This window comes from Shewanella cutis, assembly GCF_022410515.1.
In the GTDB taxonomy this organism is placed as follows: Bacteria; Pseudomonadota; Gammaproteobacteria; order Enterobacterales; family Shewanellaceae; genus Shewanella; species Shewanella cutis.
The window spans coordinates 66,677-91,332 of the sequence record NZ_JACSDI010000002.1 but is presented as its reverse complement, the minus strand read 5'-3'; the positions used below and the strand labels follow the sequence as shown (position 1 = coordinate 91,332).

Sequence of the window (24,656 nt, the reverse complement as noted above, 5' to 3'; positions counted from 1 at the left end):
TCTTGAGTCACTGATTTTTAAACTAATAATTTTTAAAGCACTGAGGCTAAAACCTGCAGTGCTATTCATTTGCGTCACTGCTCGCACCCGCTTCCCTTGCCAGCTTTTTGGCTTTCGCGCGAGCAACGGCGGCAGCAACTTTGGCCTTTTTCTCATCTTCTGGACTGAGTGGTGCGTTTGGTTCAGCATCTAAGCTTGATTGATTGCCTGCTCTATCGTCTGACTCATTGGTCGATTCTGGCTTAGCGTCTGCTTCGAGCTTGGGCTGAACTTCGGCAACGTCAGTCGATTCAGCCTGCTGCGCGGCGGCTTTTTTGGCTTTCGCGCGAGCAACGGCAGTAGCAATTTTGGCTTTCTTCTCATCTTCAGGACTGAGTGGCGCGCTTGGTTCAGCATCTGAGCTTGATTGATTGCCTGCTCCATCGTCCGACTCATTGGTCGATTCTGGCTTAGCGTCTGCTTCGTGCTTGGGCTGAACTTCGGCAACGTCAGTCGATTCAGCTTGCTGCGCGGCGGCTTTTTTGGCTTTTGCACGGGCAACGGCGGCTGCGACTTTGGCTTTTTTGTCATCCGTATCAGTGCTAATCGCCGATTCGGTTACTGGCTGATTGGCACTGACAGTCGCTTCAGTATCGCCATTGGCATCCGAGTCGGCTTTTAATGCTGCTTTTTTCGCTTTGGCGCGAGCGATGGCTGCGGCGACTTTATCTTTTTGTGATAAAGATTCGGCGTGCTCAGTTGGCTCACTTTGGTCAGAAGAAGCTGTTTGTAAAGAAGAGACTACTTGTTGAGACGATTCTGCGTCATCGGCCCCTTGAGCCGCAGCGGCGGCTTTCTTGGCTTTAGCACGAGCAATCGCCGCGGCAACGGCTGCCTTACCCTTAGGCGCTTCTGTGTTGTTGCTCGCATCAGCATCAACGACCTCGACCGTAGCCTTATCTGCTGTGGTTTCTGCCGCAGCCGCCTTTTTGGCTGCAATCCGCGCCATGGCCTGTGCAACGGCATCCTTATCCGTTGCGGTCATGGTCGCTTGGCGACGCGTAGCGGCTTCTTTAGCCTTGGCTTCACGGGCGAGCTTTTCTTCTTCGAGGCGTTGAATACGCGCCTCGAAGCGCAGTTTGGCCCGCTCGGCTTGATGCTTTTCATCAGCGGCTTGTTTTAGCGCCGATTTAGCGATGCGGTAGTATTCCACGAGGGGAATATCACTCGGACATACATAGCTACAGCAACCGCATTCGATACAGTCTTTAAGGTTGTAGCTGGCTGCTTTGTCATATTCTTCGGCTTTTGCATGCCAAAACAGTTGTTGTGGTAGCAAGAGTGCAGGGCAGGCATTGGCACATTCGCCGCAGCGAATACAGGCTTTTTCCTCTGGTGTTGTCCCAATCTCTTGACTACTGGGCACCAAAATACAGTTTGTGCCCTTTAAAATCGGCACTTGTATGGTTGGCAGCGCATGGCCCATCATCGGGCCGCCAATAATCACTTTTTGATCGGCTTCTGCATGAAATTCTGTGTGCTTGAGCACATGCTCAACGGGCGTGCCTATGGGTAACCAATAGTTGCCAGGTTTACCGACATTTTGCCCCGTCACGGTCACCACTCGTTCAATCAGCGGTTTACCTTGGGTGACAGCTTGGTGAATTGCAAAGGCGGTCCCCACGTTATGCACCACAATTCCAAGCTTGGCGGGGATGGCGCCCGAGGGCACTTCACGACCGGTGATGATTTGAATAAGCTGTTTTTCACCGCCAGAAGGATACTTGGTGGGGATCACTGTGACCCGAACACTACCCGTAGGGAGAACCGATTGGCTCACTGCCTGTTGCATCGCTTTGATGGCTTCGGGCTTGTTGTCTTCAATGGCAATCACGATGCGCTTGGGGGCTAAGAGGCGATGGATAATGCTAATGCCCGCCAATATCTCTTGGCTGTATTCACGCATGAGTCGATCGTCGGCACTGATATAAGGCTCGCATTCAACGCCGTTGATAATCACTAATTCGATTTCACTAACGGGATTAAGCTTGATATGGCTTGGAAAGGCTGCGCCGCCCATGCCGGCTATCCCTGCGCGATGGATTTTGGCAATCATCTCCTGATTGCTGAGCTCCAGTGAACCTGGCGTTAACTTGCACCAGCGGTCTTCATCATCGGCGGCAATCACACAGGTATTCACCGGCAGCGCGGAGGCGTGGTTACTGGCTCTTGGCTCAATGGCCACCACTGTGCCCGAGGTTGGCGCATGCACGGGCAAATGCCAAATTGAGGTGCCTTGAGTTAATGGCGTACCTTTTAATACTTTGTCACCCACTTTGACTGTAAGGGTACAGTTTTCACCCACCTGTGGCACAGGCACGAGGTATTCTCGTGCTAATGGCAGTTGGCTAATCGGTGTAGTATTGGAGAGGAATTTGACTTCGGGCGGATGAATGCCACCGGGTGAGCGCCAAAGGGTTCCTTTATCTAATTGATCTAATAAAGTTAGCACCGCTTATCCTCTCTTCTCTTCGTGCGGGATCTCTTGGATAAGAGTCACGGGAATCGCATTTAAACGCCAATTCCAGTTTTTCAGATTTGGGGTCACTGGCACCATATCGATACAGTCGACGGGGCAGGGCTCAACACACAGATCGCAACCTGTGCAATCGGCAGTGAGCACGGTATGCATTAATTTACCCGCGCCAATAATGGCATCGACTGGGCAGGCCTGAATACATTTGGTGCAGCCAATACACTCATCTTCACGGATATAAGCGACTTTTTTAACCTGAGACTGCGCCTCAGCATTGAGAGGCTCAGGCTCTACGCCCATTAAACTGGCGAGTTTTTCCATTGTGGCAGTGCCGCCGGGAGGGCACTTATTGACTTTGTCGCCATTGGCAATGGCTTCGGCGTAGGGACGACAGCCGGGATAACCACATTGACCACATTGAGTTTGCGGCAAAATCGCTTCAAGCTCATCAACGATAGGGTTGCCTTCAACTTTGAATTTTAAGGCGGCAAATCCGAGTAATACCCCAAAGAATAATGCCAATAGGGTTAATAAGATAACGGCAATTAACATGGTGGACATTTATTTAACCAATCCTGTGAATCCCATAAAGGCCAATGACATTAGGCCCGCGGTGATCATGGCGATGGCACCGCCTTTAAAAGGCACTGGTACATCGGCAGCCGCTAAACGTTCACGCATCGCAGAAAACAGAATTAACACTAAGGAAAACCCTACTGCAGCACCAAATCCATAGATAGCGGATTGAATAAAATCGTGTTTTTCATTCACGTTTAATAGCGCTACTCCTAATACAGCGCAGTTAGTGGTGATCAGCGGCAGATAAATCCCCAACGCGCGGTGGAGGGCTGCACTGGTTTTTTGCACAACCATCTCGGTAAATTGCACTACCACTGCAATCACTAAGATAAAGCTCATGGTGCGCAGATAACCGAGGTCAAATGGTAATAGCAGATATTGATTCACGAGGTAACTGAGAATGGATGCCAAAGTCAACACGAAGGTGGTGGCCATAGACATACCAATAGCGGACTCCAATTTGCTGGAGACCCCCATAAATGGACATAAACCTAAGAATTTAACTAAAACGAAATTGTTGACCAGTACGGTGCTGATCAACAACAGGAGATATTCACTCATCTCAATACTTGTCTAAACGGAACTTGGCCGTATTATCGACTTTTCCGTTTGCATAAACAACATATAGAATGCAGGGTTAACTATCTTTACTGTAAATTTGCGTGCTAGGTAAATACTGTTTTGACTTAAATTTGATCAGTTAAGGTAATGCCCTGTGGCTGCGAAATATAATAGCCTTGTAGACCATCGACGAGGAGTTTTTCGAGGGTCAATTTTTCTTCTTGGCGTTCAACACTGGTGGCAATCACGCGGATGCCGATGCGTCTAGCAACGTCCACCATCATACGCACAAAGAATTTGTTATTGCTGTCTTCATCGATCGCCGAAGTGTAGCTACCATCAAGCTTAATGTAGTCTGGGCGGACTTCGCTGAAGAATTTGAACGAGGTAAAACTCATACCAAAACGCTCAATTGATACCCTCGAACCTACGCTATGAACTTCACGGACAAACTTATAACTCGCCCCTAAATTGGCTTGCATACCGGATTCGTTGATCTCAAACACTAAGCGAGAGGCAATATATCGATGCTTACCGAGAATATCCTTTAACCAGCCAACAAACAGTTCCTGATGGGCAGAAAATGCACTGATATTGATGCCAAAATTTCCGCTAATGGTGGGATTTTCCTTAAGCATTTTTAATGTACTGATCACCACAAGTTTATCCAATTCGGTGCTCATACCATGACGTTCAGCCATGGCGATGACTGTGGTAGTAGGCAAAAACTTTCCTTCACTGTTGTAGAAGCGAGCGAGTAGTTCGCGATATACCTCAACATCATTGCGGCAGGGTTGAATGGGTTGTTGGAAAAACTTCAGCGCTTGGCGAGTGATTAAGTCATTTATCGCTAATTTCCAACGATCATCACCAAATTGCTCATCACCATTAAGTTTTTCTTGGATATGATAGCTGTTGGGACCGAGGGTTTGCGCGATACTGACTGCCGTATCAGCAAGTGAGAGCAAATTGACTGGTTCTGCGCCCTGTTGGTAAGGAACAAGTCCAACATGGGCAGCGGATTCAGTTTTAATCATCTGTTGATATTCATCGAGTAAAATCTTCAGTTGGTCTAAAAACTTAGGTCCATCCTTTAGCACTAAATCAGGTAGAAAAATCGCAAAATCGGCACTGGATACGCGGTAGCACTCCGCATCAGGATATTTTGAGCTGGCCTTGCGAATGCAAGTGGCTAAATTCGATAAATAATCATCCCCTGCAGAGCGGCCTTGGAGTTGGTTGATATGGGCCAATTCCGTAGCTTTGACCATGGCCATTAACCCTAGTTGGGGAACGGAGTGATTGCTAATGCTTTCCAATTTAGCCGTAAAACGAGGACGGCTACCAAACCCTGTAATAGGATCTTGATAGGCTACTTTATGCAGTTTTTGGTTTTCATTTGTGAGGCTATCCATTTGCGATTTTAACTGTGCGCGGCATTCCTCAAGCGCTAATCTGACAGGGGTCATTTCACCATTAAGTTTGGAAGACTCTATGGCTGAAAAGTTCATCTCTGGAATGTGGGTAATATAATCGGCAGCATAACGGATAGCTGCTCTTACTTTGTTGATAAGCAATATAAAAACAACCACCAACATAATATAGGTTACCAGCAGTACGAGTCCTAACTGCTGGGTATTGGCAATAGCATTTTCAATGGCTTGGTCGGCAGCTAATTTGACTTGTAAGCGACCCGCTGCCAGTTTTTGGGTATGGGATAAATCTAAGGCAAATAATCCTGCGAGTGGATGGGGCATTTGGGCGTTGAGTTCGCCATGTGTGTAATTAAGTTGACCATCGGTATCGTCGATATACTGGAAAAATTGCAATGGGTAGTGTGTTGAGATGCTTTGGTAAAGATCGCTACCATTGCCTTGCCATTGGGAAAAATTACCCATGTATTGTTTGAAATTATTGAGTTCTTGCTGTTGTTCTGCCTGTAACTGGTTATTCTCGTTTTGATAAATCCAACCAAATAAGCCTAAAAAAACTAGCAACAAGAAAATGGGATATGATTTAGACATCGCCATAAAAATCCGCTCTCAATATATCAGAGTACATGCAATAAGATAGTGCATGATATTTCAAGCAATACCGCTATCTGCGTGATGATACTCGGAATTTTGGTTAACAAATTGCTCACAGTGTAACCGTATTTACCGCAAAACAGCAATGAAAAGCGAGATGACTAAATTTGAAGGGTAGTTTAAGCAGATAAAATAGATATTGGCTCCCCTGACTGGACTTGAACCAGTGACATACGGATTAACAGTCCGCCGTTCTACCGACTGAACTACAGGGGAGTAGAGGGTGCGATATTGCTATCGACTTTAGCGATTACATTAAATTGGCTCCCCTGACTGGACTTGAACCAGTGACATACGGATTAACAGTCCGCCGTTCTACCGACTGAACTACAGGGGAGTAGAGGGTGCGATATTGCTATCGACTTCAGCTATTACGTTAAATTGGCTCCCCTGACTGGACTTGAACCAGTGACATACGGATTAACAGTCCGCCGTTCTACCGACTGAACTACAGGGGAATCATTTTAATGCATCAGTGTGTTAACTAAGTGGCTCCCCTGACTGGACTTGAACCAGTGACATACGGATTAACAGTCCGCCGTTCTACCGACTGAACTACAGGGGAATTGTTAGCTACCTAACTGTATTCTCATTGTTTACCGATACTTAGATTTGGCTCCCCTGACTGGACTTGAACCAGTGACATACGGATTAACAGTCCGCCGTTCTACCGACTGAACTACAGGGGAATCGTTTATCTTTTCTCGATGACTCGTTGAGAACGGAGCGCATAGTAAAACGCTCTGTGGGAGGAGTCAACTCGAGTTACTAAAAAAAGTGTAATTATGCTGTTAAGTGCTTATCTAATGTGCATTCTGGTGTAGAAATCAGCATTTTGATGAAGAAATAACTTAACTTTTCGCAAGATAGCGATGTTCAGCATCGTTTGAATTGGTTGATTATTGGGGGGGGAATGGCCGTTAATGCCTTCAGTATGCTTCGAGACTGTTTCGTCTATTAAAAGGAAGCACTTATAACAGCTTTGTCCTGAATGACTACCCGGCACAAAACATGAGCCAGTGCAGAAGCATACATTCTTTTTTGGGTGTCGAGGCTCTTTAGCAGATAAAAGAACATCCTTTGCGGCAGTGTCCCTCGTTTCGTGAGCACCAGCCTAGAGTGCACGATGTTGTATTTCTCTGGCGTGGGTGGTTAAGTCAATTTGAGTGAGAGGCGGTGAAATGAGGTCGTCAATTTTTGAGATAGCTTCAGCATTAGCACAGCGGAGTCTTTACTGCTTGGCTTAGCACTCCTTTGATTTACCATGGGAGTGCGATTGATGGCTGGAAAATGAAACTTTTTGACTAAGGTGTTTTAGTGCTCAAACTGGCGATAAAACGCCCTAGAATTCAGGAGAAATGCCAAATTAATACACAAGAGGGGACTTTCATCAGCTTACAAAATTGCAACTCCAATCTATGCCAAAAAAGATATGGCTTGCATTTATTAACCATTTGAAAATTAAAAACTAAATTTTTAATCGCCAAAATAGTGCAATTTAAGTCCATCGCCCGTGGCGCAAGGCTTTGCTGCTTGTTTTAAGCCGCAACTCACAGGGTTATCCACAGAATTTGTTGATAAGTCGAAATAAGCGAGAAACCATGCGGGATTCAGGACTTTTCTCGTCTGTGACATACGATAGGAACTGTTTGTAATTTAATTACATTTGATAAATGTTACTACTTGTTACGTAGCGTTTATGTCAGCAATGCTTTGATTGAGAGATAACTGCTGGAGCTTAATGGGCGTCTTGATTAGAATGGGGTGACTAACCACAAGGATATGTAAGCGTGTCAGAATCTGTTTTTCAGCTTGAATCCCAATTTGCTCCCGCAGGTGATCAGCCCACAGCCATCGCTAAATTGGTTGATGGCCTCGAATCAGGCCTTGCTTGTCAAACCTTATTAGGGGTGACGGGCTCTGGTAAGACGTTCACCATCGCCAATGTGATAGCCAAGCTTGGGCGACCGACTATTATTATGGCGCCAAATAAAACACTCGCTGCACAGTTATATGGCGAGATGAAAGAGTTTTTCCCCAATAATGCGGTGGAATATTTTGTCTCCTATTACGATTACTATCAACCTGAGGCGTATGTCCCCGCATCCAATACCTTTATAGAAAAAGATGCCTCGGTAAACGCCCATATTGAACAAATGCGGCTCTCGGCCACCAAAGCGCTGCTGGAGCGCAAGGATGTGGTGCTGATTGCCTCTGTATCGGCAATTTACGGTCTTGGCGATCCTGACTCTTACCTAAAGATGTTATTGCACCTGCGCCAGGGCGATACCATGGGACAGCGGGACATTCTTAAGCGTTTGAGTGAATTACAATACACCCGCAATGATATCGAGTTGCAGCGCGGTACCTTTCGCGTTCGCGGTGAAGTGATTGATATATTCCCTGCCGATTCAGATCGCTACGCGATTCGGGTGGAATTATTTGACGATGAGATTGAGCGCTTAAGCGAGTTTGATCCGTTAACCGGGCAGATTGTAAAACGTATCGCCCGCACCACAGTGTACCCTAAGACCCACTATGTGACGCCGCGGGAAAAGATCCTTGAAGCCACTGAGCTGATTAAACAAGAGCTGCGTGAGCGCAAGCAATATCTGCTCGACAATAATAAATTGATTGAGGCGCAGCGGATCCACGAGCGGGTGCAATACGATATCGAGATGATGGTGGAGTTAGGCTATTGCTCCGGTATTGAAAACTACTCCCGCTATTTATCAGGACGAGCCCCCGGTGAGGGGCCGCCAACGCTGCTCGATTACTTACCCGCTGATGGTTTATTGGTGATCGACGAATCCCATGTCACTGTGCCACAAATTGGCGCCATGTATAAGGGCGACCGTTCCCGTAAAACCACCTTGGTGGAATATGGCTTTCGTTTGCCCTCGGCGCTGGATAACCGGCCGCTGAAGTTTGAAGAGTTTGAGCAGTTAATGCCGCAGACGATTTATGTGTCGGCAACGCCAAATCCCTATGAATTGGATAAGAGTGGCGGCGAGATTGTTGAACAAGTTGTGCGGCCCACAGGATTGCTCGACCCTGAGCTTGAGGTGCGCCCCGTTGGCATTCAAGTGGACGATTTGCTCTCGGAAGTCGCTAAACGGGTTGCGGTAAACGAGCGGGTGTTAGTCACCACGTTAACTAAACGTATGTCGGAGGATTTAACTGAATACCTCGACGAACATGGTGTCAAAGTCCGCTACTTACACTCTGATATCGATACCGTGGAGCGGGTGGAGATCATTCGCGATTTGCGCCTCGGTAAGTTTGATGTGCTGGTCGGGATTAACTTGTTACGCGAAGGCTTAGATATGCCCGAAGTCTCACTCGTCTGTATTTTGGATGCAGATAAAGAAGGCTTTTTACGTTCGGAGCGCTCGCTTATTCAAACCATTGGTCGTGCGGCGCGCAATGTGAATGGCAAGGTGATTCTCTATGCCGATCGCATCACCAATTCGATGGTCAAGGCGATGGGGGAAACCGAGCGCCGCCGCGAGAAACAGCGCGCCTATAACCTTGAGCATGGCATTGTGCCAAAGGGCGTGGTCAAGCGTATTACCGACGTGATGGATGTGGACGATGGTAGAGACACTGAAAAGGGGTATAGCCAATCGTCACTGGGTAAAGTGGCTGAACCTAAAGCGAAACGCTACCATGCTGATGCCGCGCAGCTGAGCCATGATATCGACAAGCTTGAGAAGCAAATGCATGAGCATGCGCGTAACTTGGAATTTGAACAGGCGGCAGCCTTGCGCGATGAGGTAAAACGTTTACGGGAGCTGCTGATAACGGCTTAACCCAATCTGTGTCTTAGCTGAGTTAGACGCAGGACAGCGATGCAAATCAAGCATATACCAAGGTTCTCTACCTAATAAAAAGCCGCCTACACAATAATGTGGGGCGGCTTTTATTTTGTTGATTCGCCAAAGTTGAAGATATTAGTGCTGCGTTTCATTGGCGGTTCTTGTTTGTTGTAACACAAACACCATAAGCGCACAGACTATGCCGCAGATCAGGCCGACTAAATGCGCCTCGGTGGCGACCCGTGCACCGATCATTGCGGTTACATCGTCACTGGCACCATAAAATTGTTCATGGCCAACTTTGACGATTACCCCGAGCAGTAGCAGATAACCCGAGCGCATTTTGCGGCGAATATCCTGTACTGCCCCATAGGCAAATAGGCCATGTAACATGCCGCTCAGCCCCACATAGCCTAATAACTGCGGATAACCCTGATACAGACCAATGCCTTCAAATAGACAAAGCAGGATAAACAGCGCGGTTAATTCCTTGAGCTGATAGTGAAAGTGGTGCAAAAATAGCACTACCCATAATCCCGCAAGGTTCATCAGCAGGTGCCAATGATTGGTATGCAGCAGATTACCTGTGACGAGACGCCACCACTGGCCGTCACCGATAGCGCTGCGACGATAAGCGAGCAGATTATCTATGCTCGGGGTAACAAGTCCCGCAACATACAAGAGCGCGCAGAGCACACTAACGATAAGCGCCAGCCAATAGGGGCCGAGCTTTTTTAACGTCAACAGTTTCACGCCTGTGGCTTACCTGTTTCAATTGCCTGTGTGAGCGAGGCCATCACCTCTGCTTTATTTTTCAGGTAATCCTCTAAGCCGCGTTTACGAAGATGGCAGGCAGGACAGTCACCGCAACCATCACCGACAATGCCGTTATAACAGGTCAGGGTATGATGGCGAACTAAATCCAGTTGCTGATATTTATCTGCTAGCGCCCAGGTTTGGGCTTTGTTGAGCCACATTAATGGCGTGATGATCTCAAGCTTTTTATCCATGCCTTGCACCAGTGCCGATTCCATCGCGCGAATAAAGTCGTGGCGACAGTCGGGATAACCGGAAAAATCGGTTTCACACACGCCGGTGATAATCGCCTCAGCCCCTAACTGATAGGCGTAGATCCCCGCTAGGGTTAAAAACAGAATATTACGCCCAGGCACAAAGGTATTGGGCAGGCCGTTTTCCATCAACTCGTGGGAAACGGGGATCGCATCGCGGGTGAGGGCAGAAATGGCTAACTCGTTGAGTAAACTCACATCCATCACTTTATGGCTGGTGATGTTTAAGCGTTGGGCGAGGGATTTCGCCACGTCAATTTCTTCACGGTGGCGCTGTCCATAATCGAAGGTGATCCCATGGACTTCATCATACTGTGTTAAGGCTTGAATAAGACAAGTTGTTGAGTCTTGTCCACCACTGAATACGACCACGACCTTTGAAACTGATGCTGACATAAGATCCACTTTAGAGTGACACAAAAATAGGGCGTAAGTGTAACTCAGGTGTTAGGGCTTGAAAACTCTTTGCTGGCGCGGCTATGCAGGCATTTATCTGTGTGGCTGCTTAAATGCAAGGCGGTAAAAACTTGCAGCTACCGCTAAAATCCTCTATAACTGCCGCCCCAGAAAAATGGAACGTTAGCATGAATTACCCAGTCAACGAAGTCTTTGAAACCATTCAAGGTGAAGGTGTCTTTACCGGAGTGCCCGCCATTTTTGTGCGTTTACAGGGCTGTCCTGTAGGTTGTGCTTGGTGTGATACCAAACAGACTTGGGACTTGCTTGAGACGAATAAAGTCTCACCAGAGCAAGTGATCACCGTTGACGGCACGGTGGGGCGCTGGGCAAATCACACCGCGCAGAGTCTTATCGAGGCGTTCAACGCGAAGGAATACACTGCGCGCCATGTGGTGATCACCGGTGGTGAGCCTTGTATGTATGATCTGAATGAATTAACCCACACGCTCCATCGCGCCGGCTTTGCCACTCAAATTGAAACTAGCGGGACCTTTGAGGTGAAATGCGATAAAGATACTTGGGTCACTGTTTCACCCAAGGTGAATATGAAAGGCGGTTATCCGGTGTTAGCGCAGGCCTTGAACCGTGCCAATGAAATTAAGCATCCGATTGCGACCGAAAATCATATCGATGAACTTGATGAATTACTTAGCGATATTGATGTATCAGCCAAAACCATCTGTTTACAGCCTATTAGCCAAAAACCAAGGGCGACGGAATTAGCGATGAAGGTGTGTATTGCCCGTAACTGGCGTTTATCGATTCAGACCCATAAGTATCTGAATATCGATTAATGTGTACTTAACTCAACGCAGAAATACTTCTTAGCGCTCCAAATGGGGCGTTTTTTATCAGCCAAATATTTGGATTAAAGGCAATAGGTTTAAGAGATAAAGCAATAGGTCTGAACAAGCTGGTGTGCTAAAAAGAAAACTTGGGGAATAACGCGAGATAAAGTGTGATATGAGAAAGAAGTGGTGGAGGGAGAAGGATTCGAACCTTCGAAGGCGGAGCCGTCAGATTTACAGTCTGATCCCTTTGGCCACTCGGGAACCCCTCCACATATTTTCTTTTGACGGTTAAGTGGTACCTAATCGTCATCTTAAATCTTGGCCGGATTTAAGGGTAAAGCAAGTTTACAGCAGACCAACCATTTACGAACCATACAAGATAAAAGTGGTGGAGGGAGAAGGATTCGAACCTTCGAAGGCGGAGCCGTCAGATTTACAGTCTGATCCCTTTGGCCACTCGGGAACCCCTCCACGAGTATTTTTTATAGCATCGCTAATTGTTAGTGCAAATGGTGGAGGGAGAAGGATTCGAACCTTCGAAGGCGGAGCCGTCAGATTTACAGTCTGATCCCTTTGGCCACTCGGGAACCCCTCCTCAATTGCGGCCGCCATAGTAGTCAGAAACCTTAGGCATGTAAAGTCTAAATATGAAAATTTTCCTAAAGTTCTTGTTCAACTGGTCGATTAACTAACAACGAGTTGTTTTAGCGATGTTTTTTTATGCAAATCGATGTTCCTTTAATCAATGAAGCCCAAATTGGCACCCGCTTAAATGCGGCAATCGAACACAACAGGCGAGGTGAGTTTGCCCTGTTGCTGTCGCTATTGTCTGCAGATGCGAGGGACATGGCGCAGTTTCAATGGCAAAAAGAACTCGATGTGGCCGAAAAATTACAACGTCAGTTTGAATTACCACCAAAACAAACGTTAGTGGCGGATTTGTCCTCCAACCATCACATTACCGATAATAGCGCTGTGTTTATGCAGCAAGGGGCGAGAGCGTTTCAATTACAACAAGCATTACGACCGGAAGCGTTAGTGATCCGAGGTGGTGAGCCTATCGCCATGGCCGAAGCTTTAAGTAACTGTGAGTTAACGACTCGCTTGCGGCAGCGAGGACAATTGCCGTCCCCTCAAGTTGAAATCATGCACTTTGCCGATCAACTGGCTATCCAGCGTAATTTAATACCTCGCTTAGCCAGTGCTTAATGCTACTGAGGCTATGTCTTATCAAGGCTGGGGTAATAAGCGTGAGCAATACCAGAGTCTCTTTCATCATAATTCCCTATAATTAGCCGTTAGTGATATTAATATCGAGTCGCTTATGTTGAGTTTTTAACATGAGTTCATTAAAGAGGATAACCCTATGAAAGGTATCATTGCAGGACAAACCCCCACAGTAAATGACACTTGTACCGATTGCGGCAGCTTTGTGGATATAGGCGCTGTGATAGATGAACAAGATACTGTGCTTGAAATGCAGTTTAGTGGGGCCGAAGCAGAAAATGAGGCCGCAAAGATGGTTGAGCGTGCTCAAGCTCGTTTTAGCCACACGCAAGCAAGTGTGTCTCACCATGAAACTGGCGTGACGATCAAATTGGTTTTTGATGTCAGTGTCGAAAAAATGATTTTCCAGTTAGAGAATGGTCTATAGCAAAAAAACTGTGATACAAGTCGAGGTTAATTTGTAATAAAGTGTGGCCGATGTTGCTGTTTTAAATGTAGATAGTGTAATCTGCGTCAACAAAAACAATGATAAATCGGCTTCATTAACATACCTATCTTTGTGTGTTAGTTGCAGCAGTATCGTTTTACCCAACACGAAGTTTTGTAGGGATCAGAGTGAAGCGACGTCAGCATCAGCACTTATTAGAGTCTTTAGTCCATTCTACGGCAAAGCAGCAGGGTGATTTCACTAAGACGGCAGAGTTAGCGACAGAGCTACTCTGTCAGAATTTAGCGGTTTCGCTGGTGTCTGTATGGATTTTTTCTGCCGACCAATTGAGCCAATCCCTCGTCGCTCAATTTGGCGCCATGGCGCTGCAAGATGTTCATCGCCCACATCTATTACAGCAGGTCCCACGCTATTTAACCGAACTCAAAAATCATCGCCATATTGATGCGGGCAATACCTTAGTTGATCCAAGATTGACTGAGTTAGTCGATAGCTACTTTATCCCTAGGCAAATTTTATCTAGCCTCGATGTGGGTATTCGTATTAATGGTCATCTCGAGGGCGTGCTCTGCATTGAACGCGCGCAAGTTACTCACCACTGGCATGACAGCGAAATTTATCTTGCCTGCCAAATGGCCGATCAATTGGCCCTGACTCTGGCGACCAAACACACCTATGACAAAGAAGAGCGCCTAAGCCTATTTCGCTGTGCAACCGAGCAGTCGCGCCAGATGAGTATGCTCATCAATCTACATACTGAAAAAGTAGAGTATGTAAACCAAGCCCATGAGAATATTACTGGGATTGCGCGGGATAAGAGTATAGGGACCAATTTACGCGATTTAACTTTTTTCAAACAGCACAATACGTTAGCTGAGCAGACCTTAGCAAAAATTTTCAGAGGTGATCAAGCAAAGGGTGAAGTGCAATTTAGTCGTGCAGATGGTAGCCGATACTGGCTTAAGTATGTGGTCAGCCAATTTATTACCGACCGCGGCAATCATTACGCCTTAGTATCATGTGAAGAAAGCACCGATGAACACAACTATAAAGCGGAGCTTGAGCGTTTAGCTTGGCGTTGCAGTCTGACAGGGCTGAATAATCGTAGTCACTTTAATCGAGTTTTAGAGAAAACCACCAAAGGATTGTTGCTACTTGTCGATTTAGTGGCTTTTAAGCGTTTTAACGATACCTATGGCCACGAAAATGGCGATAGCCTGCTGATTGAAATTGGTCGTCGCTTAAAGCATTTTTCAGAAATCAATAAAGCGACCGAAATTGCCCGCGTCGGTAGCGATGAGTTCGCAGTGTTACTTACTGATGATAATGCGGTTTACGATCTCGATTATTTTAGTACGCGGTTATATCAGCATTTAGCCATGCCGATTTTAATCGGCCGAGAGCAAATCGAGCCTAAACCAGCACTGGCAGTCGTCGATATTGCCTCTGTGGCGAATCTGTTCGCGCCGCTAACCTGTGCCGATATTGCGCTGCAATATGCGAAGAAGAAAAAGGGCAATGCAATTCAAGTATTTAACAGCACCTTGCTCAGAGCTTTTAAGGAAGATGCGCAAATCGAGCGTGATTTGCATAGTGCGATTCGTGGCCGTCAATTCGAACTATATTATCAGCCCTTACGGGATCTGGAGCTGCGGACTTATATCGGTGCTGAAGCTTTGATCCGCTGGCATCATCCCAAGAAAGGCGTGCTTTATCCCGGCGCTTTTATCGATATTGCCGAGCAGTCGGGCATGATTAACGCGATAGGCAGTTGGGTACTGGAGGCCGCTTGCCGACAATTAAATATCTGGCAGCACCATAATGCCGATTTAAGCATGCATGTTAACGTGTCGGCACGGCAGTTTTTTAGCGGGAACTTGTATGAACAAGTGTGGCAACTGTTGACGCGTTATCGTTTAAAGCCAAAAACCCTGATCCTTGAGATCACTGAGACGGAATTAATGGGGGATATTCGTCATGCCACGCTGTTGTGTCAAGAATTGGCGGAGCTGGGTGTGGGGCTGGCCATTGATGATTTTGGTACGGGCTATAGCTCGATGCGCTATCTTAAACAGTTCCCGATCAGTAAGTTAAAAATCGACCGCTCGTTTATCTCTGATTTGACCATTAGCCGCGAAAGTCAGGAAATTGTTTCAGCCATTATTGCGATGGCCAATGCGCTTAATATTTCCTTGACGGCTGAAGGGGTCGAAACCGCTGAACAGGAGGCATTTTTAGCCAAGAGTTTGTGCCATCAAGCGCAGGGGTTTTTATACAGCCCAGCCCTGCGAGAACCCGAGTTTGCACAGTTTTTACTGACGGCTAAACAACCTAATCTTATCGCACACTAAATCTGATGTTGGCATTCGGTGTAATGATAAAACAAAAGGCAATCAATTGATTGCCTTTTGTTTTATCTGTTGGTACTTGGTTAATCCTTCATGCAGCACTGCTTAAACTTCTTACCGCTGCGGCAGACGCAGGGATCATTACGCCCTGGACGTTTGGCATGCATTTGTTGCCCTTGAGTGTAATACCAACGCCCCTGTTGAAATACAAACTCAGATCGTTCATAGATAGCATCAATCTCTCCGGCAAGTTTATACCAAGCCTTGAAGGTGACAGTGCCGCGCAAAGTGCCATCGGGATGCGCTTCTTCATTTGCCGCTAATACCTCAAGCGCTAACCAATTTGGATTAGGGCCTTGTTTAAGTTGCTCAAGAGTTAAGCTACCCAGAAAGTCCACATGGTGAGTTTTAATAATGTAATCAAATTTTTTCAATACAAATGCACAGTAGCGAGAACGCATTAACTGCTCGGGACTGGTGGCAACTTGTGCCCCTGAATCAACATTAAGGTGCAATGCTTCACAACAGTTTTGGTAAGATTTTTGGCTGCCACAGGGACAGTGATTTTCTATGCTCATATATTTAAGCTATTCAAAGATAAGGAATGACTATTTGGACTTTTTACTGTCAGGCAAGGGGGGAAACTGGCGGCCATAATGAAGATTTGGTACAGGCTTGGCATTCAAATAAAAACTTGGCTCAGCTCGATTGTTCATATCAAGAGTGACATTCCAGCGATGCTGAGTATCTTTTTGCGTTCCTATCACAAATTTGCCTGCAAATTCACTCACAGGTTCGCCGGTTTCTTCTGCGGGATAAAACCGCACTAAATAATAACCGGTATCAAACGCACTATCGCCTGATAATTTGCGGTTAAGTACCCGAAAGTCGATGTCGATTCGGGCCTTTTTAGCGCGAATTTTATCGAAAAAGCGTTGGTAAATGGCAACGATATTGTCGCGGCCATAGTAGATTTCTTTACTTTGACTTTCAGAGAGATAACTTGCGTCTTCAGCATAAATGTTGGTAGTAATATCGTGATTTAGTTCATTAAACGCCTGAGTTAACAAAGGATAATTAGCATTAATCAGCTGATCCGTTGTTGTGGTGGTTTGGGCTTTTGTAGGCGTAGCAACACTTGGAAGCGATAATAGGCACATCAGGGCTAGCAGCAAAAATCTCATTACATTATTCTAATCAAGCATTCATGGCGCCACTATAATGGAGGTGCCCGCTGAACTAAAGAGTTGAATGTTTACAAAGTGTGTTTCTGTTATAAAAGTGCACACTGAGCGTGAAGAGTGGAGGAGCTTGCCATGCTGGATAATGAATCGGCACTGTTTTTTGAAGAAATGGCGGGAGTTGTGCCACTAAAAGGCGATATTAAAGCGGTGAATTTACAACCCAAGGCTCTAACGGTTGAACAAATACAACGTCGTGATGCGCTGCAACGGGAGGCTTATTTAGCCTGTATGCCCTTGGAGTTAAGTTTGATCCCCATCATAGCCCCAGATGATATTGTCAGTTTTAAGCGAGAAGGGGTTCAAGGGGGCGTTTTTAAACGCTTAAGACTAGGGCAATACAGCATTAAGATGGAATTAGATGTGCACGCCTATCGTTTAAGTCAGGCGCGTGAGGCGCTACTTAACTACCTATTAGCGGCGCAGGCCCATGGTGAGCGCTGTGTGATGCTCATCCACGGCAAAGGTCATAATAGTAAACCTCTGGCGGGGCTCCTTAAATCTGCTGTATGTCATTGGTTATCTCAGCTTGAAATGGTACTTGCCTATCATTCGGCGAAAACCGAGCAGGGCGGCACTGGCGCTTTGTATGTGATGCTGACCAAATCTGAACAGCTCAAGATTGAAAATAAAGAAGCCAATCGTAAGGGAATGGGCTGGCGCTAAGGATTTGCTCGACGGATTGACTTTACTGATTTCGTTTAACAGAGTGTCGCTAGTTTTTGTTTTCACAAATGAAGTAAAAAATGCCCAACTTAGTTGGGCATTTTTGTGGGGTCTGTTTTTTAATGTAATGGTTCCAAAGGCCAGCGACACTAGAAACTGATTACCAGCCGCATTGACGATTCGCAGCCTTGTTCTGCTCATCAAGCCAGATTTTGAGCGGCGCAAAATAATCGAGTACAGCGTTCGCGTCCATGGTTTCAGTGCCTGTTACTTCCTTTAAAGCCACAGGCCATGGCTGGCTCGAGCCCAACTCTAACATTCTATTAAGTTTTTCTCCTGCAGCTTGATTGCCGTAAATACTGCATCTATGCACTGGTCCTTTATCTCCAGCAGTTTCACACAGCGCCCTGTGGAACTGGAATTGCAAAATATGGGCGAGGAAATACCGGGTGTAAGGCACATTGCCAGGTACATGGTATTTTGCACCTGGATCAAAATCGTTCTCACTTCGCGGTGTCGGTGCTTTAACACCTTGATATTTTTCCCTCAGCTCCCACCACGCTTGGTTATATTGGGCAGGGGTGATTTCACCGCTAAATACCTTCCAACGCCATTGGTCGATCATTAGACCAAAAGGCAGAAAAGCGATTTTGTCTAAGGCTTGCTTAAGCAATAAACCAATATCCTTTGAAGCGTCGGGTACCTCTTCGAGTAAGCCTATCTGCTTGAGATAACTTGGGGTGATTGAAAGCGCTATAGTGTCGCCAATGGCTTCATGGAACCCATCATTGGCGCTGTTTTTAAATAGGAAAGGCTGTTGCTTGTAGGCGCGTTGGTAGAAGTTATGCCCTAGCTCGTGGTGAATGACGGTGAAATCTTCAGCGGTTTTTTGGATACACATTTTGATGCGGATATCATCGAGGTTATCCAGATCCCATGCCGAAGCGTGACACACAACGTCACGATCTTTGGGTTGTAAGAAGAGTGAGCGACTCCAAAAACTTTCAGGCAGCGGTGCAAAGCCTAATGAAGTGAAAAAGCTTTCGGCCTGTTTCACCATTCTGTGCTCGTCATAGCCTTTCTGGGCGAGTAGCTTGGTCACATCATAACCAGGGTCTGCATTCTCGGGCGCCACTAGGTCATACACATTACCCCATTGCTGAGCCCACATATTACCCAATAAGTGGGCAGGAATAGGGCCAGTAGACGGGGCAATGGCATCACCATATTCTTTGTTCAGCTCACCACGCACATAACAATGCAAGGATTCGTAAAGTGGTTTAACTTGGCCCCATAAACGGTCTAATTCCTGAGAGAATTCATCAGGTTTCATATCATATTGGCTGCGCCATAACTCGGAGAGATTCGCGTAGCCTAAGTCTTTTGCGCCTTCATTCGCGAGTTCGACTTCACGTTGAAATAGGGGGCGCATGGGTTTGGCTATTTCACGCCAGCCTTTCCAAGCTTCAAGTAATTTGGCGGGATCCCGTGATTCCGCCATGAGGCTGGACAACTCTGGTTGTGTCATACATTTGCCATCGGCAAAACAGTATTTGCCTTTACCGTAGAGCCCATTTAGCTCGGAACTGATCTGTGCCAGCTCAGCATTTTTGGCAGGATCAAGTGGCGCTGGTAACACTAATGCGCTACGTAGAATATTCAGTTTGCGTGCATTGGCGGGATCAAGTTCAACATTGGCATACTTTGCGGCTTCAGTGGCAAACTTGACGGAAGCTGCACTGACTTTTTCACCCACTGCGGCCGATAATGCGGCGGTATCTTCGGTAATAAAGTTGCTGTAAATCCATTCCGCACGGTTAGCCTCGATGGATAACTGCGCCATTTGTGCTTCAGCATCTTGAATAAAGGCAATGGCTTGAGCTTTATCAGGTGCACTTGTACTAGCAGGTATAGAAGTCTTTGTTTCTAGATTGTTTTGTTTTTCATTACAGCCACTTAGGTGTAATGTTAACGCTATGGTGAGTGCTAAAGTTGTGGGACGATTCAATCGAATAGCCATGTATCGCAGTCCTTTGTTGTTTTTGTGTTGCGCATTCTACCTAAGCACATCGTTTTTTGCACAAAACTTGATGGGTTTTCATGATTAATTGCAACGGCTGTGAGTGAACTGTTAAGCCTCGTTATTGTGACGCAGCTTATTTGGCCATTTTTCGTTTGACAACTCCCATACCAATGTTTAATTTAAACGAGTGTTTTAAATTAATTCAAGGTCACGGAATGGCAAGTCGATCTGATACAAAAACGAGAATACTTGATGCTGCGGAGAAACTCTTTGCCGAAAGAGGTTTTTCTGAGACGTCATTACGACTTATTACCAGCAAGGCAGAGGTCAATTTAGCATCGGTAAATTATCACTTTGGCTCTAAAAAAGAGTTGATCCGTGCAGTGTTAGCCCGCTATTTAGATGTATTTATGCCCGCTGCATCAACGGCGATAAAGCGTCTACATACAGCGCCATCTCAGGCTTCGTTAGAGGAAATTTTCTCAGCGTTAGTCGATCCGTTATTGGATTTAAATGACCTGCGGACTGAAGGGACCACGATTTTCCTGCAGCTACTTGGACGAGGCTATATCGAAAGCCAAGGGCATCTGCGCTGGTTTATCACCACCCACTATGGACAACATCTAGATACCTTTGTGAAGTCGGTGTCGGCAAGTGCTCCCCATATACCTCAGGCAGAAATGTTTTGGCGCTTACACTTCACCCTCGGCACAATCGTTTTCACTATGGCATCCGCTGATGCGTTAAACGATATTGCTGCGGCCGAATTTGGTGAGCACAACGATATTGAAGCCGTGATCCGCAAAGTGATCCCCTACATGGCTGCGGGCGTATCTGTTCCCGTGGCTTCTAAATAAAAGGTCTTGATTATGTTGACGATTATAATTATTGCCCTGATTGCGATTATTGCGCTATTTGCAGTAAAAAGCCTCAGAATGCAATTTATTACCCAACCTGTTTTCCAGTTTTTCAAAAAAGTATTACCGCCATTGTCCGATACCGAGCGCGAAGCGATGGAAGCGGGCGATGTATGGTGGGAAGGGGAGTTATTCCGCGGTAATCCGAATTGGAATACGTTGCACAGCTACGGCAAGCCAACGCTGACGGCAGAAGAGAAGGACTTTATTGATAATCAGGTCATGACAGCCCTGACAATGATCGACGATTTTGACATTGTCCATAATCGTAAAGATTTGCCGCCAGAGCTCTGGGATTACTTCAAGAAAGAAGGCTTTTTTGCGCTGATCATTCCGAAAAAATTTGGTGGTAAAGCGTTCTCGGCTTATGCCAACTCGACGATTGTGAGCAAGTTAGCCAGTCGCAGCGTGAGTGCGGCGGTAACTGTGATGGTGCCTAACTCATTAGGTCCAGGTGAGCTATTGACTCACTATGGTACTGAAGAGCAAAAAGAACGTTGGCTACCCGCATTAGCTAAGGGCGATGAGATCCCTTGCTTTGCGTTAACGGGCCCAGAAGCGGGTAGTGACGCAGGCGCAATCCCTGATGTGGGCATTGTGTGCCGTGGTGAGTTTAACGGCGAAGAAGTTTTAGGCCTTAAATTAACCTGGAATAAGCGTTATATCACCTTAGCTCCCGTGGCAACGGTATTGGGTTTAGCGTTCCAGATGCGCGATCCTGACGGTTTATTAGGTGAGAAAAAGAATCTCGGTATTACCTGCGCGTTGATCCCAACGGATCATCCTGGCGTGGTGATTGGTCGCCGTCATAATCCACTTAACATGGCCTTTATGAACGGTACGACTCAGGGTGATGAAGTCTTTATTCCGCTCGATTGGATCATTGGCGGTCCAGAGTTTGCGGGCAGAGGCTGGCGCATGCTGGTTGAATGTTTATCAGCGGGTCGTGGTATTTCTCTGCCGGCGCTGGCAACCGCTTCTGGCCATATGGCAACTAAAACCACCACTGCATACAGTTATGTACGCCATCAATTTGGCATGGCAATTGGTCAATTTGAAGGGGTGCAAGAAGCTCTTGCTCGCATTATTGCCAATACTTACCAGTTAGAAGCTGCACGTCGTTTAACCACAACGGGCATTGATCTAAAAGTCAAACCCTCAGTGGTGACGGCTATCGCGAAGTTCCATATGACCGAACTTGGTCGCGCTGTGATGAACGACGCCATGGATATTCAATCGGGTAAGGGGATCCAATTAGGACCTAAAAACTACCTCGGCCATCCTTATATGTCGAATCCAATTTCGATCACCGTAGAAGGCGCGAATATTCTTACCCGCTCGTTGATGATCTTTGGTCAAGGTGCTACCCGTTGCCATCCTTATGTACTGGCCGAAATGGAAGCGGCAGCAATGGAAAACCAGCACGAGGCGCTCACGCGTTTTGACTCGCTGTTGATGGGCCATATGGGTTATGCAACGCGTAACGCGTTTAGTGCGTTATTTAATGCCCTAACTGCGAGCCGTTTTGGTAGCGCACCCGTAAGTGGCGAAACCAAACAGTACTACAAAGATATGTCGCGTTTGTCTTCGGCGCTGGCCTTTATGACGGACATTTCAATGTTGATTATGGGCGGCGATTTAAAACGTAAGGAAATGTTGTCAGCACGGATGGGCGATGTATTGAGTCAACTGTATTTAGGCTCAGCAACCTTAAAACTGTTCGAAGACAATGGTCGCCAACAGGATGATTTACCTGTGGTACGTTATGTAATGGCTAATCGCTTACATTTAGCGGCGAAAGCACTAGAGGATGTGATCCGTAACTTCCCGAACCGGCCCGTTGCTTGGTTATTGCGTGCACTCATTTTCCCCATCGGTAATCATTTTACTGCGCCGAGCGATAAAATGGCGACTGAGCTTGTCTCTGGCATGTTAAAACCCAGTACTGCCCGCGAGCGTATTACCTTCCTTTGTCCTGAGTTTGAAGGCGATGTGGGTGGTATTGCTGAAGTGGAACAGGCGTTTGTGGCACAGTATGCCTGTAAAGATATTTACAAAAAGCTTAAAAAAGCACAGCGTAGCGGTGAATTACCTTCAAAAGTACCAAACTTGGTACTATTTGCTAAAGCGCTAGAGCAGGGCACAATTAGTAACGATGAACATCAAACACTATTGCATGCAGATAAGTTACGTTTAGCCGCCATCAATGTGAATGATTTCGAAGCTTTATAATCGTATAGGTTGAAATGAGTTAACTCAGTTTCTAGCAATGATAAGCCATAAAAAAACCACCTCAATTGAGGTGGTTTTTGTTTTTAAGCTTAATGACTTTTAGCCTAACTTTTTCGTCTAGCGAAAGCCCATCAAGGACTATTAAGCGACAATCAGCACTTTACAAGTGTTCGTGCCACCGATGGTTTCCATTGCATCACCTTTGGTCATTAACACTAAGTCACCGCTGTGCAAGTAACCCGCTTTGGTTAATGATTCCAATGCTTTTTGCGCAAGCTCATCGGCTGGATAGATCGTTGAGTCGAAGTAAATCGGTAGTACACCACGGTACAGAGCCATCTTCGCCAGTGTTGTGTCATGGCGAGATAAGCCAAGGATTGGTAAAGATGAACTGATACGCGACATCAGTTTAGGTGTCGCCCCTGACTCTGTTAAAGCGATAATCGCTTTAACACCTTCTAGGTGGTTTGCCGCATACATAGTCGATAGCGCGATGGTTTCTTCAACCGATGTGAAACGGGCATCTAATCTGTGCTTAGAAACTTTCACACTTGGGTGAGATTCTGCACCAACACACACATTGGCCATCGCTTTAACGGTTTCTTCAGGGAAGTCACCCGCTGCGGTTTCGGCTGATAACATCACAGCATCTGTACCATCAAGCACGGCGTTTGCCACGTCCATGACTTCTGCACGGGTTGGCATGGGGCTCGAAATCATCGATTCCATCATTTGGGTCGCGGTGATGACGATTTTATTGAGCTGACGTGAACGGGCGATGAGTTTCTTTTGTACTGCCACAAGTGCAGCATCACCAATCTCAACCCCTAAATCTCCACGGGCAACCATCACAACGTCAGAGGCTAAAATCACATCATCCATTGCTTCATCACTGGCAACCGCTTCTGCACGTTCAACTTTCGCGACGATCAGCGCGTTACTGCCAGCCTGTTGTGCTAAAGCACGCGCATAATCTAGGTCTGCACCACTGCGTGGGAAAGACACGGCCAAGTAATCCACTTGGATCATGGCTGCGGTGAGAATGTCTGCCTTGTCTTTTTCAGTTAGTGCCGCAGCCGATAGACCACCACCTTGCTTGTTAATCCCTTTATTGTTTGATAAAGGGCCTGCAACCGTCACTGTGGTGTGGACCTTACGACCTTCAACGCGCTCAACACGCAGCTGGACACGGCCGTCATCGAGCATCAGGATGTTGCCAACATTCACATCATCAGGTAATTGCTTATAGTCGATACCGACTTGATTCTCATCGCCTTCACCTTTAGCAAGTTCAGCGTCAAGAATATAGGCTTGGCCTAATTTCAGTTGAACTTTCTTGTTGTCTTTAAAGGTCGACACACGGATTTTAGGGCCTTGTAGGTCACCTAAAATAGCCACATGTACACCTAATTCTTTTGCGATTTCGCGAGCTTGAGTAGCGCGTTTGAGATGATCTTCGGGGGAGCCGTGGGAGAAGTTAAGACGAACAACGTTTGCACCTGCCGCAATAATACGGCGTAAGTTATCGTCACGGTCAGTGGCGGGACCCAGTGTGGTGACGATTTTGGTTCTGCGGAACATAAGATACTCCGTTAAAGTTAAAAAAATCTTGTGACTATATTAGCATGCAATTCCAAATTATGTAGTAAAGTTACAATCAAATTGATCTAAAGT

At 46.5% G+C, this 24,656-nt stretch carries 18 protein-coding genes and 8 tRNA genes; 8 read left to right on the top strand and 18 right to left on the bottom strand.

Annotated features, from left to right (window positions below; translation table 11 throughout):
• Positions 1–61: 61 nt before the first annotated feature.
• From rsxC to H9J30_RS05630, 9 genes are all read right to left on the bottom strand, one after another.
• Positions 62–2,491, bottom strand: coding sequence for an electron transport complex subunit RsxC (gene rsxC / locus H9J30_RS05670; RefSeq protein ID WP_240130140.1), 2,430 nt, complete (start codon positions 2,489–2,491; stop codon positions 62–64).
• A gap of 3 nt (positions 2,492–2,494) precedes the next feature.
• Positions 2,495–3,076: an electron transport complex subunit RsxB gene (gene rsxB, locus H9J30_RS05665; RefSeq protein WP_240130139.1), complete on the bottom strand. Its 582-nt coding sequence runs from the start codon at positions 3,074–3,076 to the stop codon at positions 2,495–2,497.
• Positions 3,077–3,655 (bottom strand): electron transport complex subunit RsxA, encoded by a 579-nt coding sequence (gene rsxA / locus H9J30_RS05660; RefSeq protein WP_240130138.1) that lies wholly within the window; start codon positions 3,653–3,655, stop codon positions 3,077–3,079.
• A 125-nt stretch (positions 3,656–3,780) separates the two neighbouring features.
• Complete coding sequence (locus H9J30_RS05655) at positions 3,781–5,685, bottom strand: EAL domain-containing protein (protein ID WP_240130137.1); 1,905 nt, start codon at positions 5,683–5,685, stop codon at positions 3,781–3,783.
• A gap of 197 nt (positions 5,686–5,882) precedes the next feature.
• Positions 5,883–5,958 (bottom strand) — tRNA-Asn (locus H9J30_RS05650).
• Positions 5,959–6,003: 45 nt separating this feature from the next.
• Positions 6,004–6,079 (bottom strand) — tRNA-Asn (locus H9J30_RS05645).
• A 45-nt stretch (positions 6,080–6,124) separates the two neighbouring features.
• A tRNA-Asn gene (locus H9J30_RS05640) sits at positions 6,125–6,200 on the bottom strand.
• 31 nt (positions 6,201–6,231) lie between these two features.
• Positions 6,232–6,307 (bottom strand) — tRNA-Asn (locus tag H9J30_RS05635).
• Between the two features lie 48 nt (positions 6,308–6,355).
• A tRNA-Asn gene (locus H9J30_RS05630) sits at positions 6,356–6,431 on the bottom strand.
• A gap of 1,101 nt (positions 6,432–7,532) precedes the next feature.
• Between H9J30_RS05630 and uvrB the strand changes: the two genes are divergently transcribed.
• Complete coding sequence (uvrB, locus tag H9J30_RS05625) at positions 7,533–9,554, top strand: excinuclease ABC subunit UvrB (RefSeq protein ID WP_240130136.1); 2,022 nt, start codon at positions 7,533–7,535, stop codon at positions 9,552–9,554.
• 141 nt (positions 9,555–9,695) lie between these two features.
• Here the strand turns inward: uvrB and rrtA are convergent, their stop codons facing one another.
• Complete coding sequence (gene rrtA / locus H9J30_RS05620) at positions 9,696–10,313, bottom strand: rhombosortase (protein ID WP_240130135.1); 618 nt, start codon at positions 10,311–10,313, stop codon at positions 9,696–9,698.
• Positions 10,310–11,026, bottom strand: a complete 717-nt coding sequence (gene queC / locus H9J30_RS05615; RefSeq protein ID WP_240130134.1) for a 7-cyano-7-deazaguanine synthase QueC — start codon at positions 11,024–11,026, stop codon at positions 10,310–10,312. Before queC ends, rrtA begins: the two co-directional genes overlap by 4 nt.
• Positions 11,027–11,214: 188 nt before the next feature.
• Here queC and queE point away from each other — a divergent pair, with 188 nt between their 5' ends.
• A complete protein-coding gene (queE, locus tag H9J30_RS05610) occupies positions 11,215–11,883 on the top strand; it encodes a 7-carboxy-7-deazaguanine synthase QueE (RefSeq protein ID WP_240130133.1) in 669 nt (222 codons plus the stop codon).
• 181 nt (positions 11,884–12,064) lie between these two features.
• Here the strand turns inward: queE and H9J30_RS05605 are convergent.
• The 3 genes from H9J30_RS05605 to H9J30_RS05595 all read right to left on the bottom strand — a co-directional run bounded on the left by H9J30_RS05605 (position 12,065) and on the right by H9J30_RS05595 (position 12,475).
• Positions 12,065–12,149, bottom strand: a tRNA-Tyr gene (locus tag H9J30_RS05605).
• Positions 12,150–12,266: 117 nt separating this feature from the next.
• Positions 12,267–12,351 (bottom strand) — tRNA-Tyr (locus H9J30_RS05600).
• A gap of 39 nt (positions 12,352–12,390) precedes the next feature.
• Positions 12,391–12,475: transfer RNA gene (locus H9J30_RS05595), tRNA-Tyr, on the bottom strand.
• 125 nt (positions 12,476–12,600) lie between these two features.
• Between H9J30_RS05595 and H9J30_RS05590 the strand changes: the two genes are divergently transcribed.
• The 3 genes from H9J30_RS05590 to H9J30_RS05580 all read left to right on the top strand — a co-directional run bounded on the left by H9J30_RS05590 (position 12,601) and on the right by H9J30_RS05580 (position 15,906).
• On the top strand, positions 12,601–13,089 hold the full coding sequence (locus H9J30_RS05590) for a VC2046/SO_2500 family protein (RefSeq protein WP_240130132.1): 489 nt from the start codon (positions 12,601–12,603) through the stop codon (positions 13,087–13,089).
• A 157-nt stretch (positions 13,090–13,246) separates the two neighbouring features.
• Positions 13,247–13,534, top strand: coding sequence for a DUF406 family protein (locus H9J30_RS05585; protein ID WP_240130131.1), 288 nt, complete (start codon positions 13,247–13,249; stop codon positions 13,532–13,534).
• A 188-nt stretch (positions 13,535–13,722) separates the two neighbouring features.
• A complete protein-coding gene (locus tag H9J30_RS05580) occupies positions 13,723–15,906 on the top strand; it encodes a putative bifunctional diguanylate cyclase/phosphodiesterase (RefSeq protein WP_240130130.1) in 2,184 nt (727 codons plus the stop codon).
• A gap of 80 nt (positions 15,907–15,986) precedes the next feature.
• On the opposite strand, the gene H9J30_RS05575 is transcribed toward H9J30_RS05580, so the two are convergent.
• Together H9J30_RS05575 and H9J30_RS05570 are read right to left on the bottom strand one after the other, a co-directional pair.
• Positions 15,987–16,481, bottom strand: a complete 495-nt coding sequence (locus tag H9J30_RS05575) for a YchJ family protein (protein ID WP_240130129.1) — start codon at positions 16,479–16,481, stop codon at positions 15,987–15,989.
• A gap of 30 nt (positions 16,482–16,511) precedes the next feature.
• Positions 16,512–17,087: a nuclear transport factor 2 family protein gene (locus tag H9J30_RS05570; RefSeq protein ID WP_240130128.1), complete on the bottom strand. Its 576-nt coding sequence runs from the start codon at positions 17,085–17,087 to the stop codon at positions 16,512–16,514.
• Between the two features lie 132 nt (positions 17,088–17,219).
• Between H9J30_RS05570 and smrA the strand changes: the two genes are divergently transcribed.
• Positions 17,220–17,810 carry a DNA endonuclease SmrA gene (gene smrA / locus H9J30_RS05565; RefSeq protein WP_240130127.1) on the top strand — a complete coding sequence of 197 codons (591 nt, stop codon included), beginning with the start codon at positions 17,220–17,222 and terminating at the stop codon, positions 17,808–17,810.
• Between the two features lie 160 nt (positions 17,811–17,970).
• Here smrA and H9J30_RS05560 read toward each other — a convergent pair whose 3' ends face one another.
• The gene (locus H9J30_RS05560; RefSeq protein WP_240130126.1) at positions 17,971–19,830 is read right to left on the bottom strand and encodes a M2 family metallopeptidase; all 1,860 of its coding nucleotides are present in this window, start codon (positions 19,828–19,830) and stop codon (positions 17,971–17,973) included.
• Between the two features lie 218 nt (positions 19,831–20,048).
• On the opposite strand from H9J30_RS05560, the gene psrA reads away from it, so the two are divergent.
• Positions 20,049–20,690, top strand: coding sequence for a TetR family transcriptional repressor PsrA (psrA, locus tag H9J30_RS05555; protein WP_240130125.1), 642 nt, complete (start codon positions 20,049–20,051; stop codon positions 20,688–20,690).
• 12 nt (positions 20,691–20,702) lie between these two features.
• The gene (locus H9J30_RS05550; protein WP_240130124.1) at positions 20,703–22,982 is read left to right on the top strand and encodes an acyl-CoA dehydrogenase; all 2,280 of its coding nucleotides are present in this window, start codon (positions 20,703–20,705) and stop codon (positions 22,980–22,982) included.
• A gap of 141 nt (positions 22,983–23,123) precedes the next feature.
• Here the strand turns inward: H9J30_RS05550 and pyk are convergent, their stop codons facing one another.
• Positions 23,124–24,563 carry a pyruvate kinase gene (pyk, locus tag H9J30_RS05545; RefSeq protein WP_240130123.1) on the bottom strand — a complete coding sequence of 480 codons (1,440 nt, stop codon included), beginning with the start codon at positions 24,561–24,563 and terminating at the stop codon, positions 23,124–23,126.
• Between the last annotated feature and the right edge of the window lie 93 nt (positions 24,564–24,656).

Coding starts and splice junctions, on each gene's coding strand:
- rsxB (WP_240130139.1), bottom strand. CDS start 3,076: ATGTCCACCATGTTAATTGCCGTTATCTTATTAACCCTATTGGCATTA.
- rsxA (WP_240130138.1), bottom strand. CDS start 3,655: ATGAGTGAATATCTCCTGTTGTTGATCAGCACCGTACTGGTCAACAAT.
- H9J30_RS05655 (WP_240130137.1), bottom strand. CDS start 5,685: ATGGCGATGTCTAAATCATATCCCATTTTCTTGTTGCTAGTTTTTTTA.
- queC (WP_240130134.1), bottom strand. CDS start 11,026: ATGTCAGCATCAGTTTCAAAGGTCGTGGTCGTATTCAGTGGTGGACAA.
- queE (WP_240130133.1), top strand. CDS start 11,215: ATGAATTACCCAGTCAACGAAGTCTTTGAAACCATTCAAGGTGAAGGT.
- H9J30_RS05590 (WP_240130132.1), top strand. CDS start 12,601: ATGCAAATCGATGTTCCTTTAATCAATGAAGCCCAAATTGGCACCCGC.
- H9J30_RS05585 (WP_240130131.1), top strand. CDS start 13,247: ATGAAAGGTATCATTGCAGGACAAACCCCCACAGTAAATGACACTTGT.
- H9J30_RS05575 (WP_240130129.1), bottom strand. CDS start 16,481: ATGAGCATAGAAAATCACTGTCCCTGTGGCAGCCAAAAATCTTACCAA.
- H9J30_RS05570 (WP_240130128.1), bottom strand. CDS start 17,087: ATGAGATTTTTGCTGCTAGCCCTGATGTGCCTATTATCGCTTCCAAGT.
- smrA (WP_240130127.1), top strand. CDS start 17,220: ATGCTGGATAATGAATCGGCACTGTTTTTTGAAGAAATGGCGGGAGTT.
- H9J30_RS05560 (WP_240130126.1), bottom strand. CDS start 19,830: ATGGCTATTCGATTGAATCGTCCCACAACTTTAGCACTCACCATAGCG.
- psrA (WP_240130125.1), top strand. CDS start 20,049: ATGGCAAGTCGATCTGATACAAAAACGAGAATACTTGATGCTGCGGAG.
- H9J30_RS05550 (WP_240130124.1), top strand. CDS start 20,703: ATGTTGACGATTATAATTATTGCCCTGATTGCGATTATTGCGCTATTT.
- pyk (WP_240130123.1), bottom strand. CDS start 24,563: ATGTTCCGCAGAACCAAAATCGTCACCACACTGGGTCCCGCCACTGAC.